We start from the raw sequence: 13,718 nt of genomic DNA, 5'->3' as shown, positions 1-13,718 counted from the left end.
AGGAAAGGCGCCCGACCCAGGATTTGTCGCGGTCCTGAGGAGGACGGAGCATCAGCCACGGAATTTACTTCCTGGCGAGAAAATAGCGGAAAAAATGCTTGAGATTCCTGAACAAGACGAGAAGATGTACGGCATATTCAGAGTCATATCATAACCATCTTCAGGTACACTGTGAACATCTCCACTGTCATTTCCACTGCCGAGGAAAGCCCGATGACCGAAAGCACTTTACCCGCCCTGCTTACCCAAGGTCTGTCATCGATCCCTGTAGATCAGGACATCATTAGTGAGATGGCGAACACGGTCTGGAAAACCTTATCCTCCTCACAACGCCAGGTTTTATTGAATGGCCCCGCAGATTTTTTCCGCAACTGGCTGCAAGTGGCCTGCGCCAGCCCCTTTCTGCGCCAATATCTGCAGCGCTATCCGGTGCGGCTTCTGGAACTGGCCGAAGGCCATATCACCCCCTTTCCTGACGTCGAAAATGCTGATGCAGAAACCTTTAGTAGTGCCCTGCGACGCTACCGCAATGCGCGGATGATCGAAATTCTCTGGCAGGACCGCATGGCCGGTGAGCAGCTCTCAGACACCGTTGCGGCTTTGAGTAGCCTCGCCGAAACCTGTCTGCAGCAAGCCTGTGAATATGGCCTGAAATTGCTGGAAAACAAACATGGGCGGCCCTTGAATGCTGCGGGAGAACCCGTCTATTTCAGTGTCATCGCCATGGGAAAACTGGGCGGGAAAGAGCTGAATGTGTCCTCCGATATCGATCTCATTTTCTGCTTCAGCGAAAATGGCTGCAGTGATGGCCCACGCCCGCTGGAAAACAGCGAATATTTCAGCCGCCTGGGACGTTGGTTGATCCAGACCCTGGATCAACAGCTGGCTGAGGGTTTCTGCTTTCGCGTGGACATGCGTCTGCGCCCTTTCGGCGAGGCCGGCCCCCTGTGCATCAGTGCGGCGGCCATGGAGCATTACTATCAGGTGCATGGTCGGGGCTGGGAACGTTACGCCTTCATCAAGGCCCGCCCCGTAGCCGGAGACTTGTCCTTCGGAAAGCGGCTCCTGGACATGCTCCGCCCTTTTGTATATCGCCGCTACCTGGACTTTACCGCCCTGCAGGGGCTGCGTGAGGTCAAGGCGTTGATGGATGCGGAGCAGGGCGAAAGCCGTCAGGACATCAAAAAAGGTCAGGGTGGCATCCGCGAAATCGAGTTCACCTGCCAGTCCCTGCAGATTATTCACGGTGGCCGTCACCCGCAATTACGCGACAGCAACACCCTCAGCACCCTGAATACCCTGTATGAAATGGGGCTGCTACCCGCAGCGGATTTTCATTTACTGGGTAAGGCCTACGCTTTTTTACGCAATACCGAACACTGCCTGCAAATGGTGCAGGATCAGCAAACCCAGCAACTGCCGCGCAGCGAATGCGAATGGCAGCGTCTGGCTTGCGCCATGCACTACCCGGAGGTGAACAGCTTTCGTGCCGACCTGGACCAGTTGCGTCAGCAGGTCCATCAGATTTTTGTGCAGACCCTGGCTCCGCAAGATGGGCTCTCCAGTAACGCCGTCGAACAAGGGCAGCAACTCTGGCATTACGCCCAGAATCATGCGCTGGACCTGCTTCCTGAGGAACTCCTGCAGAGCCTGCATTTTTCCAGCCCCTCCGCAAGCTGGGCGCGGCTCTGGCGCTTTGCCCATAGCCGGGATGTTTCGCTGCGTCTTTCCACGCTGGGACGTCAGCGCCTGGATCAACTGTTGCCACAGATTCTGGAAATATGTGGTCAGGAAGAAAACGCTGACGACCTCCTACAGCATTTTCTGAACCTGCTCGAAGCCATCCTCAGTAAAGCCAATTACCTCGCGCTCCTGGCCGAAAATCCCCCTTATCTTGCGCACTGCAGTGCCTTGCTGCATAGTCCCTGGCTGGCCCAACAACTGGCGCGTTTTCCTCTGCTGCTGGATGACGTGCTCAGTCAGCAGCATCCTTCCGGAGAATGGTCAGGCATTCTCCAGGCCCAGTTAGCCTATGCGGAAGACCAGGAAGAACGCATGGATACCCTGCGACGCTTCAAAAATGGTGAACAGGTGCGCCTTGCCGCCAGCTTCTGGACCCGGCAATTACCCGTGGAAGATCTGCTGGGTCAACTCAGTACCCTGGCGCAATTATCCCTGCAGACGGCATTGGCCTGGGCTCAGGAAGAGATGGAGCGGCGCCATGGTCGCATCTGCGCCGGTGATGGTCAGCCAGCGGCTTTCGCGGTCATCGCCATGGGCAAGTTGGGAGGGCAGGAGATGGGCTTCGCCTCGGACCTCGATCTGATTTATATCTATGACGCCCCACCCGATGCCGAAAGCGACGGACCGGCCCCTCTCCTCGCGTCCACCTGGTTTGCCCGCCTCGGGCAACGGCTCATCCACCTCCTCAGCACCTTGACCCGCGCGGGCGTGCTCTATGAGATTGACATGCGCCTGCGCCCCAGCGGTCAGTCAGGGCCTTTGGTCAGCAGTCTGGAAGCCTTCCGCCATTATCAGCAGCAATCGGCCTGGATCTGGGAGCATCAAGCCCTGACCCGGGCCCGCTGGGTCGCCGGAGATCGACAACTGGGAGTCCATTTTGAGGCACTCCGCCGGGAAATCCTGTGCAATCCCCGTGACTCCACTACCTTGCAAAGCGCCGTGCGGGACATGCGCAAGCGCATTTTTGACAACAAAAACATAGCGTCGGGGGCATTTCATCTGAAGCTCAGTCCGGGCGCACTGACAGATATCGAGTTTCTGGTACAATTTGCTATGCTAAGTGCTTGCCCGCAGCAGCCTGAATTGTGTCAGAATACCGGCACCGCTGCAGCCATCCGTGCCTTGATGAAATCCGGTTTATGGGATCTGCAGCGAGGCGCAGCATTGCTTCATGCCTGGCAGCTCTACCGGCAAGTAGAAAATGAACGCTGGCTGAATTTGCAGGAAAATAACGTACATGCCGATGACAGCGCGCATTGGGACGCTTTGCAGGAGGCCTCTCACCAAGTGCGACACATCTGGCAGGAATGGATTGGCAGTTATACGGATTAAGGAGAAGTCAGGATGTCCATGGAAGATCGCGACGGTTTTATCTGGTTTGATGGCAAAATGGTGCCCTGGAGAGAAGCTACAGTCCATGGACTGACCCACAGCCTCCACTATGGCATGGGCTGCTTCGAAGGTGAACGGGCTTATGCCACCCCCCAGGGTGCGGCCATTTTCCGCTTGCCGGAACACACCAAACGGCTTTTCAACAGCGCCAAAATCCTGCAGATGGAAGTCCCCTTCAGCGAAGCGGAAATCAACGCCGCCACCAAAGAAGTCATTCGCGTCAACCAACTGGAATCCGCCTATATCCGCCCACTGCTTTTTTATGGTGCTGAAGGCATGGGACTGTCTGCCAAGGGGCTGAAAGTGCATGTCCTGATTGCAGCCTGGAGTTGGGGCAGCTATCTGGGACAGGAGGCTCTGGAAAAGGGTATTCGCGTCAAGGTCAGCTCTTTCAATCGTCATCAGGTAAATATTCACCTGTGCAAAGCCAAGGCGACCGGCAACTACATGAATTCCATGCTGGCCCAGCGCGAGGCCTCGTCCTGCGGATATGATGAAGCCCTGTTGCTGGACCGTGAGGGTTATGTGGCTGAAGGTTCCGGTGAAAATGTGTTCATGGTGCGGGACGGCATTTTATATACCCCCACCCTGACCAGCGCCCTGGAAGGCATTACCCGCGACACCATTATCCGCTTTGCCCGGGATGCCGGCATTCCCATTGTCGAAAAGCAACTTACCCGTGACGAGTTTTACATTGCCGACGAAGCCTTCTTTACCGGAACCGCCGCAGAAGTGACGCCCATTCGCGAAATCGATGGCAGAATCATCGGCAGCGGCAGCCGGGGACCCATCACCACGCAACTACAAAGCCGTTATTTTGATACGGTGGCCGGGCGTCGGGATGATCATCCGGAATGGCTGCATCTGGCAGGCTGAACCATGAAAGAGACTGTTCACTGTTGCAACCGGGGTTTTACGGAGGTGGAACCCCGGCAGTTGCCTCTATACTGTCCACAACCGGGGATGAGCCGCTGGAATGGTCACCCCCGGGTGTTTCTCAAAATTGAGGAAAGCGGCGAGGCCCGCTGCCCCTATTGTGGCACCCTTTATGTACTGAAGGGTGGACCTTTGAAAAAAGCGGCGGGGCACTAAGCCTGAGTCACGGCAGGCATTTGCAGACAGCACGGATGCAGATTGCAGAATTAGACCACTTGGGCGGCGCACCTGCGCACTGCCACAGCGTCCAGAAGGCCCTTGGCAGGGGGCTAATGAGGCAACCAGTGCAGAAATGCCTGGGGGCCTAGATAGCCCTCCTGCTGTGCCTGTACCTGCCCGTTGCTACCTATGGCCATAAAGGCCGGTGGACCCACCAAGTTATAGCGTTTCAATAATGCCCGACTACTGGCATCATCCTGAGTGACATCGACGCGGATCAGCACCCGGTTTCCCAGGGCTTTTTCCACTGCTGGTGTCGCAAAGGTGACCCGGTCCATCCGCGCACACTCCACACACCAACTGGCCCAGTAATCTATCAGCACCGGCTTACCCTTGGCCTGCTGCAAGGCAGCATCCAGAGCTGCCGGACTTTTGACCACCGTAAAATGCAGCGCCGCCGACGACTGTGCTTGCGTACCCTTGGTAACCTGCAGGAAACGCGCCAGAGGCTGCAGCGGATCACTGGCGCCACTCAGTGCACCCACCCCCATGACCAGACCATAAGCCAGCAGAACAATGCCGATCCCTTTCCAGAAGCGCCGCCACCCTGCAACTTCTGCCGTCAAGGAATCCAGTGCCCCCAGATATATGGAAGAAATAATGGCCAAAGCAGCCCAGAGCGCGAGACTGACCGCTCCCGGCAGCACCCGGGCCAGCAGCCAGATGGCGACTCCCAGCATCAGTACGCCAAAAATGGCCTTGACCGCATCCATCCAGGCTCCAGCCCGGGGCAGCAGCCGCCCCGCCGAGGTACCGATAATCAGCAGGGGTACCCCCATCCCCAGACTCAGAACGAACAGAGACAGCCCCCCTAGAAACACATTACCCGTCTGGGAAATGAACAATAAAGCCCCGGCCAGGGGGGCCGCCACACAAGGCCCCACAATCAATGCCGACAAGGCCCCCATGATAAAGCTGCTGAACAGATGCCCCCCCCTCCCCATCCGGGAAAGACGGGTTTGCAGACTGCTCGGCATTTGCAACTCATAAAATCCAAACATGGACAGGGATAACAACACAAAAATCAGGGCAAAAGCCCCCAGCACCCAGGGGTTCTGGAAAGCCGCCTGCAGGTAGGCGCCGGTGATCGCGGCCAACACGCCAGCGCTGGTATAAGTCAAGGCCATGCCCAGCACATAAGCTAAAGACAGGGCAAAAGCCCGGGATTTTTGTCCTCCGCGTTTTGCCTCCTGGCCGACAATCAGCGCGGATAAAATGGGAATCATCGGAAAAATGCAGGGCGTAAAGGCCAAGCCCAGACCGGAAAGGAAAAACAGCCCCAGGGTCAGCCAGAAACTGTCCTGCAGGGCGCCCGCCAAGGCTCCGGCATTACTGGAAGGATGCAATTCCCCAGGATGGGGCTGCGGAGTGGGTGTTGCAGGCGGCGCAGAAGAAGAGGCTGACTGCAGAGGTACCTGCACCGTCTTGCTCTGTTCGGGATAACAGACTCCGGCATTGGCACAGCCCTGATAAGTCGCCTTGACTACCAGCGAATGAGGTTCGGTGCCTTTCACCGCAAAAGGCACCGTCACCGTATTTTCGCCTTCCAGCACCCGCATTTTGCCGAATGCGGGGTCATTGAGCATCACGCCACGAGGAAGCGTATATTTTCCCGGCACGATGTTGTCAGGAAGCAAGGCGATTTTAATGCGATCCCGGTAAAGGTGATATCCGGGGGCGACATCCCAACGCAACTGCAGGTGATTGGGGCTGACCAGCGTTGCGGAAAAATGAAATGCCTGATCCGGACTGAGAAAATGTTCGGCAGATGCCAGGGGACTCATCAAGCCCCATAACAGAAGGGCACTACAGAAAACCATGATTCTGGCCCAAAGGGTCCTATGTTTTTGCCGAACAACCATGTTGATTTTATCCCCGCAGTTTGTAGATTCGCCCCCGGAGGGGAAATTATGGCAGCCTACTCGTCTCTGAAAGTAGCAACAAGCAGGCCATCTCAATATCAGACGGGCCGTACTAAAGTTTTTGGACCGATTGAGCAGGGCTCAGGAACTTTTTGGAATACCCATGTTCCAATCTTTTGCAAGCGGCTGTGATAGGTTGCGAGCGCATGTTTCTTCCTCCTTTGGTGGTTTTAGGGCGAATCTTCGGATTTCGCCCTTCTTTTTTCCGACCGGTCGGGATGTTATTTGCACAAAGCCACAGCATTTGCTAATATAATCTGGCAATCTGCTTCCGTAGTTTTGGATTGCGAGCGCATGTTTCTTTCCTCCTTTGTGGTTTTAGGGCGACTATAGGGTCGCCCTTTTTTACATGGAGACACAGCCATGACCACTTCTGCCGAACGCCCCTTTACCCTCGTACATGCCAGCGGTGAGCGGCTCTCCGGCCTGATCCATGAAAACCACCAGGATCCGGTGGGTATTTTTCTGCCCGGCTTTGCCTCCAACATGCAGGGTTCCAAATCCCGGTTGCTCGCGGCCTATGCCCGGCAGCAAGACTGGTCCTGGGTACGCTTTGATCCACGTGGGGTTGGTCGTTCTGACGGCGTTTTTGAGAAACTGACCCTGAGTCGCTACCTGGAAGATCTTCACCTGGTTTTGCAGATGCTGGAAAACCGGCCCGTCATTCTGGTCGGTTCCAGCATGGGCGGATGGCTGGCCACCATTGCTGCCACACGCTGGCCCGAACGGGTGCGCGCCCTCCTCCTCATCGCACCCGCCTTCAACTTCATTCAAACCCTGTTTCAGACCCTTTCTCCGGAAGATCAGCAGCACTGGCAGGATAACAATCTCCGCTGCTGGCAGGATCATTACGGGCTCGGAGAATTACGCATGCGTTTCGATCTGGTGGCTGACAGTTGGCAATATGATCTGTTGCGCTTTCCGGCGTACCTGCACTGCCCCGCTGAAATCCTCCATGGTACCGAGGACGAAGCGGTACCATTGTCGCTCAGCTATCAGTTCGCGGCTTGCACCCATTGTGAGCAACTAGCCTTGCGCCCTTTGCCCGGCATCCATCATCGTCTGCAGGGTGCCGACCAGGTCTTGCTCCATAGCCTGCAGCGCCTCTGGCCAGCGGAATAAGGCCAGCCAACACCACGCCCCCTTGACATCGAAATCTCAGCGCCTATGATTAGCACTCGATGGGTGTGACTGCTAACAACACCCAGGATGAAGTCATCCATTCACTGGTAAACACGAGGAAATGATCAATGAAACTGCGTCCTTTACATGATCGCGTCGTAATTCGTCGTCTGGAAGAAGAGCAGAAAACGGCTGGCGGGATCATCATCCCCGACACCGCCAAGGAAAAGCCGGTCCGTGGCGAAATCGTCGCTGCCGGTCACGGCAAGATTCTGGAAGATGGCAAAGTCCGCGCCCTGGATGTGAAAAAAGGCGACCAGGTACTGTTTGCCAAATATGCCGGCACCGAAATCAAGGTGGAAGGTGAAGAACTGCTGGTGATGCGTGAAGACGACATCATGGCGGTTATCGAAAAGTAATCATTGCTGAATAGTCACCCACATTCATCTATTTTGAGGAGTATTTATGCCAGCCAAACAAGTTGCCTTTGCTGAACACGCCCGCGAAAAAATGCTGCGCGGCGTCAACGTACTTGCCGATGCCGTCAAGGTTACCCTGGGCCCCAAAGGCCGTAACGTGGTCCTCGACAAGTCATTCGGTGCCCCCACCATCACCAAAGACGGTGTTTCTGTCGCCAAGGAAATCGAACTGGCCGACAAGTTTGAAAACATGGGCGCCCAGATGGTGAAGGAAGTGGCCTCCCAGGCTTCAGACGAAGCCGGTGACGGCACCACCACCGCCACGGTTCTGGCCCAGGCCATCATCCGCGAAGGCCTCAAGGCCGTCATCGCCGGCATGAACCCCATGGACCTCAAGCGCGGTATCGACAAGTCCGTCACGGTCATCGTCGAAGAACTGAAAAAACAGTCCAAGCCCTGTAAGACCCAGAAAGAAGTCGCCCAGGTCGGCACCATTTCCGCCAACTCCGATGACTCCATCGGCAAGATCATTGCCGAAGCCATGGAAAAGGTCGGCAACGAAGGCGTCATCACTGTGGAAGAAGGTTCCGGTCTCGACAACGAACTGGATGTCGTCGAAGGTATGCAGTTTGATCGCGGTTATCTGTCCCCCTACTTCGTCAACAATCAGGACAAGATGGTGGCCGACCTGGAGAATCCTTACATTCTTCTCCACGACAAGAAGATTTCTTCCATCCGTGACATGCTGCCCGTCCTGGAACAGGTGGCCAAGTCCAGCCGTCCTCTGCTGATCATCGCCGAAGACGTGGAAGGCGAAGCCCTGGCTACCCTGGTGGTCAACACCATGCGCGGCATCATCAAGGTCGCCGCCGTCAAGGCCCCGGGCTTTGGTGATCGTCGCAAAGCGATGCTCGAAGACATGGCCATCCTCACCGGCGGCCGCGTGGTTTCCGAAGAAATCGGTATGAAACTGGAAAGCACCACCCTCGCCGACCTCGGCCAGGCCAAGAAAGTCGTCATCGACAAGGAAAACACCACCATTATTGATGGTGCCGGCCAGCAGAACGAAATTAAGGCCCGTGTCGAGCAGATCCGTCGTCAGATGGAAGACGCCAGCTCCGACTACGATCGTGAAAAACTCCAGGAACGTGTCGCCAAACTGGCGGGTGGCGTTGCGGTCATCAAGGTCGGTGCCGGCTCCGAAATGGAAATGAAGGAGAAGAAGGCCCGTGTTGAAGACGCTCTGCACGCTACCCGTGCGGCCGTTGAAGAAGGCATCGTCCCCGGCGGCGGTGTGGCTCTGGTACGCGCCCGTCACGCCCTGGAGAAGTTCAAGACCGACAACCATGACCAGGATATGGGTGTGGCCATCATCCGTCGCGCCATTGAAGAGCCCTTGCGGCAGATCGTCGCCAACGCCGGTGGCGAAGGCAGCGTGATCCTCAACAAGGTAGTGGATGGCAAGGCAGGCTATGGATACAACGCCGCCACCGACGAATATGGTGACATGTTCGAAATGGGCGTCATTGACCCGACCAAGGTCACCCGCACCGCGTTGCAGAAGGCCTCCAGCATTGCCGGCCTGATGATTACCACGGAAGCCATGGTTACCGAACTGCCCAAGAAAGACGACAAAGCAGGCGGCGATATGGGCGGTGACATGGGTGGTATGGGCGGCATGGGTGGTATGGGCGGCTTCTAAGCCTTTTCATCCAGACGTCGGTACCGTCAGAGAACCGGCCTCCTTTTTGGGGGCCGGTTTTTATTGTCATGGCACAAAAAAAACTCTGTCCATATCTGCATTCCCAAGATGAGATTTTTATAGAAACTGACGATCAGGCTCGAAAGACAACCTCAGACCGTCCAAGCAGATTGGCTGTACTAAAGAACTTACACTTTCAACACACCTTTTACATACCCTCAAAATAAATAATAACACATTGATAAATATGATTTATTTTTCTGAGCAGAAAAGCATCGCACAGATGGACATATGATCGTGTTACTCCTGCATTACAAAAAATATCAGAGGGCCTGAACCACAAGAATATACAACATATTGATATATATATGTTTTAATAGCTGGCACGATAGCTGCTTTGGGTATCCCGTAACCACTACTTATTGGTGCATACGAAATGGATGCTAAAAAATATCAGTTCATACATAAACGTTCATCATTTTTGGTGGGTCTTGTGTGCGGGACGCTGTGCATAGGTTTTGCCCATGCAGGAACTGCCGTGAAGCAAATAGACCATTTAAAAATAACGGGCACAATCATTCAACAAAAAAACTTTAGTAAAACTTCTTCAGAAGCCACCCAGTCAGATCCATTCATCGGGCGCGACAACTCTCTGTCCGACAAAATGCTTGGTGAAATTGCTGGCAAGGGTGTTCCAGTCAATTTACCCTCTGTGACTCGCAACAGTAATAGCGTTGTTCTCTGGGATGAAATGCAGAATCGCTCTGGCGGCGGTAAAAGCTCTATTGAATTGGGCGGTGGAAACAATTTGCAAAGCATCAGCATGATGGCTAACCGGTGATCTGTGATCAGCTGGAAAGGATGTACAGGATGAGAAAATTATCAGCAGGCATTTTTATGGGATTAGTTTTGTCACTAAGTGGCATTTCCATGGATGCCGCCTCAGCAGCCCCTCAGCAGCCATCTCATAATCAATCTAACAGCATCATCGGAAATAACGCTTTTGCTCACAGCCAGGGTGTTATTACTATCAATCAAGTTGCTGGTAGCGGAAATGCACAAATCAATAGTATTAACATGGTTATAGGAGCCACAAAGCCAGTACCAAATAGCATTTTGGCACAAAGTGTCACGGCCCTCCCTAAACAGGCTTCGACAACGGATTCATCCAGCGATTTTAATACTGTGGGAATTACTGCCACAGCATTTAAGGGTGCTGCAGGTATTGTGCAGATCAATCAGGTTTCAGGATCTGGAAACACTTCAGCAAACAGCTTTGCACTTGGGATAGCCCCAGGTGTGCTTCACTAAGCAGTGTTTATTTCACTGTTGTTTTTTCCACTTAAGGAGATCATCATGAAAACATCTCGTAAATTCAGCCCCATTGCCTTGGCCATAGCGGCATTGTGTCTTTCCCCTCTGGCTTTTGCTGGAGCCAGTGTTGACAATTCACAGGTCACCACCACTAACTCTCAAGGCTCCGGCATGAATGGTAACACTGACTCCATTCTTGGAGGCAATGCTGCTAGAGGTTCTTCTGGTAATATTGGTATCAACATCGCTACGGGATCTCAAAACCAGCAGGGAAATGCTGGGTCATTGTCCTCGAACAGCAATATCACCTCATCTGCCAATACCGTTGCTAAAGTTAGCGCCAATCAACAGGAATTTCTGGATTATGCCTACTCAGAAATGAATGGCGCCAATCTGGTAAGCTTGTCTGGCAATGCACTTGTAGGGGCTTCAGGCAATGTGGGCGTCAATATGGCCTCGGGCACCTTTAATCAGCAACAAAACAACCTTTCGATTGCTGACAGCACCTACTCGAACCGCGCTGTCGCAACTACGTCGGCCACGCAGGTTGCTGGAACAAATACCAGCAAAACTGCTAATAATTTCGGTTATGCCGAGAATGCCAGCAACAATACGGGTCTTTACGGCAACGTTCTCAGCAAAGCTAAGGGTAATATCAGTGTCAATGAGGCTGCGGGCCTCAGCAATCAGCAAAGTAACAACCTGTCCGTTGCTTACACAACCAACAAAAAAAGTGAAGATTTCTCAGTGGGTGCAAAAGCTTCTGTCGATAACACGCAGTCCATGGGCAGTAACAATTCCCAGCAAGGTATTACATCTTTTCCAATGAATCAGATCGGCACCAGGAATATTACTGGCCTTGGTCAAAATGCCCTGAAAAGAGCTTCTGGAAACATTGGAGTAAATCTTGCGTCCGGTGACAGTAACCAGCAAACCAACTCCACCGCCATCAGCGCCACCAAGGATAGTCATAACGTCTATCATACGGATTACGCTGAAGCGACTGCAGGTGCCAACCAGCTGCAAAATGGCAATGCCACAAAGGATACCTCAGTAACTGATGGAGCTGGACTGAGTGGAAATGCAGCTCGAAATGCTAGTGGCAACATCAACATCAACGTGGCTTCTGGCTCCCAGAATCAGCAACAAAATGGTCTGGCCATAGCATCTATCGCTTCAGCGAAGGCCATGGGATCCGCAAATGCCCCCATCGAACAGGTAGCACTTCTCAACACCAGTGGTAGCCTGAACTCCACCTACACCAGCACCGTAGATGGTAATGCATTGCGGGGCGCTTCTGGAAACATCGGACTGAATGTTGCCTCCGGTAATAACAACCAGCAGGTAAACTCCTTGGCCATCGCCAGCGTAAACCGCTAAGTTTCGTCTAAGATTTCGCCACCCTTCGGGGTGGCCGTTTGCTGGAGAGTTAGGTATGTTTTCTGCTACTCGTCCTTTCATGCCTCTCGCCATAATGCTCATTGCGGTTTTTTTTATGGCTCAAAGTAACATTGTGAAGGCAGCAGCCTTCGGAAATGCAATCCCAGGCGCAGGCATAATCCACTTGCAAGTCAAGAACATGATTGAAATGCATTTTATTCATGTTGTAAGGCAGCGCACTGATTTTTCCTGTGGTGCAGCATCATTGGCAACAATCCTCAAATATGCTTTTGATCAAAATGTTGACGAAGAAGAGGTCATTAAAGGTCTTTTCACCGTGAGCAATCCGACAGAAGTTAAAAAAGTTGGCTTCTCCATGCTTGATCTCAAAAGGTACGTCGAAAAAATCGGACTTAAAGGCGAAGGCTACGTTGTCAACCCTGTAGAACTGCAGAAAATTCATATTCCCGTCATAGTTCTATTGGATCTAGGAGGCTACAAACACTTCGTGGTTCTAGAAAAAACCGGGCAGAATAACGTTTACCTTGCTGATCCGGCTCTGGGTAATCGCATTATGAAGAAAACGAAATTTATAAAAGACTGGAACAGAATTGTATTTGCTGTATTTGGTAAAGGTTTTGAACCTCACTCGGTACTTCTGACGCCACCAGAACCCCCGAGCGCGCTTAAACTTCTGCATGGCATCTTGCCAGCACCGGCTCTTATACCAGCACACTTTGGTTTTGACCAAGCAGGTTATTTCTAAAAAGAGACAGTTGCACACTTGAGAGAGGTCTCACCATGAAAACATATAATGTATATCGCTTTGCACGACTAGCAGGTTATTGTTTAAGCATATCGTCGGTTTTTGCCAGCCCCGTCGCTTTTGCTCAGACACCGATGAATCCCATAGCAATCGCTGCTCATCCCGTACCTGATCAAATTTTATCACAGATAATAGGGCGGGGAGTTCTGGGAGGAACCATTGTTTATTTTGGTGTAGAGATGCAAACCAACTGGACATCACCCACTAACCGAACGCCCATGCGCAGCAGCATGAATATCGCACTTAACAGTCAAGGGACTATATTTAAACCCACCATCACTTTCACTATGGATGGCATGCTCCCAAAATCACAGCCCTCAACAGATAACATGGTAAATGGCGAAGGACTAAATAATATTAAAGGGGTAACCCAAGCTATCCAAATAGGGGGAAACGACAACAGCGTGAGTAATGGCATGTCTTTAAATGTAATCCACGGTACACCGAAAATCACTAGTAGCGCTGGCGCACCAATCTCTCTTGGCCAGCACACTGATCATGGAGTTACGCTAACAGTCCTACCCGGTCAATTATCTATGGAGCTCAGTAATGGAGCTACCCGTATCCGCCAGGGAATCGGTTCAAATGGAGTATTCCAGACTTCCCAGGTAGGAAGTGATATGAACAATATTCAAAATCATATGGCCTTAACCTTAGGTATTAACCCTGCAAAAGCCAACACTATGAATACGGGTCAATTGCAGACTCTTCTCAGCACAATGCGAGGCATTCAATAAATAGCA

General features: G+C 52.9%; 12 protein-coding genes. 11 read left to right on the top strand and 1 reads right to left on the bottom strand.

Annotated elements, in window-relative coordinates:
* The first annotated feature begins 213 nt into the window (after window positions 1-213).
* Genes glnE through AC2VLR_RS08965 form a run of 3 tightly spaced genes read left to right on the top strand, consistent with a single transcriptional unit; the run spans window position 214 to window position 4,227 of the window.
* Window positions 214-3,075: a bifunctional [glutamate--ammonia ligase]-adenylyl-L-tyrosine phosphorylase/[glutamate--ammonia-ligase] adenylyltransferase gene (glnE, locus tag AC2VLR_RS08975; protein WP_486881826.1), complete on the top strand. Its 2,862-nt coding sequence runs from the start codon at window positions 214-216 to the stop codon at window positions 3,073-3,075.
* Between the two features lie 12 nt (window positions 3,076-3,087).
* On the top strand, window positions 3,088-4,011 hold the full coding sequence (locus tag AC2VLR_RS08970) for a branched-chain amino acid transaminase (RefSeq protein ID WP_486881825.1): 924 nt from the start codon (window positions 3,088-3,090) through the stop codon (window positions 4,009-4,011).
* 3 nt (window positions 4,012-4,014) lie between these two features.
* A complete protein-coding gene (locus AC2VLR_RS08965) occupies window positions 4,015-4,227 on the top strand; it encodes a zinc-finger domain-containing protein (protein ID WP_215843840.1) in 213 nt (70 codons plus the stop codon).
* A gap of 113 nt (window positions 4,228-4,340) precedes the next feature.
* On the opposite strand, the gene dsbD is transcribed toward AC2VLR_RS08965, so the two are convergent.
* The gene (gene dsbD, locus AC2VLR_RS08960; protein WP_486881824.1) at window positions 4,341-6,152 is read right to left on the bottom strand and encodes a protein-disulfide reductase DsbD; all 1,812 of its coding nucleotides are present in this window, start codon (window positions 6,150-6,152) and stop codon (window positions 4,341-4,343) included.
* Window positions 6,153-6,575: 423 nt separating this feature from the next.
* Between dsbD and AC2VLR_RS08955 the strand changes: the two genes are divergently transcribed.
* From AC2VLR_RS08955 to AC2VLR_RS08920, 8 genes are all read left to right on the top strand, one after another.
* Window positions 6,576-7,334, top strand: a complete 759-nt coding sequence (locus AC2VLR_RS08955; protein WP_486881823.1) for an alpha/beta fold hydrolase — start codon at window positions 6,576-6,578, stop codon at window positions 7,332-7,334.
* 128 nt (window positions 7,335-7,462) lie between these two features.
* A complete protein-coding gene (groES, locus tag AC2VLR_RS08950; protein ID WP_101538101.1) occupies window positions 7,463-7,753 on the top strand; it encodes a co-chaperone GroES in 291 nt (96 codons plus the stop codon).
* Window positions 7,754-7,799: 46 nt separating this feature from the next.
* Window positions 7,800-9,455, top strand: coding sequence for a chaperonin GroEL (gene groL, locus AC2VLR_RS08945; protein WP_215843837.1), 1,656 nt, complete (start codon window positions 7,800-7,802; stop codon window positions 9,453-9,455).
* A 436-nt stretch (window positions 9,456-9,891) separates the two neighbouring features.
* The gene (locus AC2VLR_RS08940; protein ID WP_486881822.1) at window positions 9,892-10,296 is read left to right on the top strand and encodes a hypothetical protein; all 405 of its coding nucleotides are present in this window, start codon (window positions 9,892-9,894) and stop codon (window positions 10,294-10,296) included.
* Between the two features lie 29 nt (window positions 10,297-10,325).
* Window positions 10,326-10,766 (top strand): hypothetical protein, encoded by a 441-nt coding sequence (locus tag AC2VLR_RS08935; protein ID WP_486881821.1) that lies wholly within the window; start codon window positions 10,326-10,328, stop codon window positions 10,764-10,766.
* A gap of 45 nt (window positions 10,767-10,811) precedes the next feature.
* Window positions 10,812-12,149 carry an autotransporter outer membrane beta-barrel domain-containing protein gene (locus tag AC2VLR_RS08930; protein WP_486881820.1) on the top strand — a complete coding sequence of 446 codons (1,338 nt, stop codon included), beginning with the start codon at window positions 10,812-10,814 and terminating at the stop codon, window positions 12,147-12,149.
* Between the two features lie 55 nt (window positions 12,150-12,204).
* Window positions 12,205-12,915, top strand: a complete 711-nt coding sequence (locus AC2VLR_RS08925; protein WP_486881819.1) for a C39 family peptidase — start codon at window positions 12,205-12,207, stop codon at window positions 12,913-12,915.
* Window positions 12,916-12,950: 35 nt separating this feature from the next.
* Window positions 12,951-13,712, top strand: coding sequence for a hypothetical protein (locus AC2VLR_RS08920; RefSeq protein WP_486881818.1), 762 nt, complete (start codon window positions 12,951-12,953; stop codon window positions 13,710-13,712).
* Window positions 13,713-13,718: the final 6 nt, after the last annotated feature.

Source organism: Acidithiobacillus sp. TH-A117 (genome assembly GCF_057473465.1).
The sequence above is the reverse complement of the archived record's forward strand: the minus strand, read 5'-3'. Positions and strand labels throughout refer to the sequence as shown.

Coding starts and splice junctions, on each gene's coding strand:
- glnE (WP_486881826.1), top strand. CDS start 214: ATGACCGAAAGCACTTTACCCGCCCTGCTTACCCAAGGTCTGTCATCG.
- AC2VLR_RS08970 (WP_486881825.1), top strand. CDS start 3,088: ATGTCCATGGAAGATCGCGACGGTTTTATCTGGTTTGATGGCAAAATG.
- AC2VLR_RS08965 (WP_215843840.1), top strand. CDS start 4,015: ATGAAAGAGACTGTTCACTGTTGCAACCGGGGTTTTACGGAGGTGGAA.
- dsbD (WP_486881824.1), bottom strand. CDS start 6,152: ATGGTTGTTCGGCAAAAACATAGGACCCTTTGGGCCAGAATCATGGTT.
- AC2VLR_RS08955 (WP_486881823.1), top strand. CDS start 6,576: ATGACCACTTCTGCCGAACGCCCCTTTACCCTCGTACATGCCAGCGGT.
- groES (WP_101538101.1), top strand. CDS start 7,463: ATGAAACTGCGTCCTTTACATGATCGCGTCGTAATTCGTCGTCTGGAA.
- groL (WP_215843837.1), top strand. CDS start 7,800: ATGCCAGCCAAACAAGTTGCCTTTGCTGAACACGCCCGCGAAAAAATG.
- AC2VLR_RS08940 (WP_486881822.1), top strand. CDS start 9,892: ATGGATGCTAAAAAATATCAGTTCATACATAAACGTTCATCATTTTTG.
- AC2VLR_RS08935 (WP_486881821.1), top strand. CDS start 10,326: ATGAGAAAATTATCAGCAGGCATTTTTATGGGATTAGTTTTGTCACTA.
- AC2VLR_RS08930 (WP_486881820.1), top strand. CDS start 10,812: ATGAAAACATCTCGTAAATTCAGCCCCATTGCCTTGGCCATAGCGGCA.
- AC2VLR_RS08925 (WP_486881819.1), top strand. CDS start 12,205: ATGTTTTCTGCTACTCGTCCTTTCATGCCTCTCGCCATAATGCTCATT.
- AC2VLR_RS08920 (WP_486881818.1), top strand. CDS start 12,951: ATGAAAACATATAATGTATATCGCTTTGCACGACTAGCAGGTTATTGT.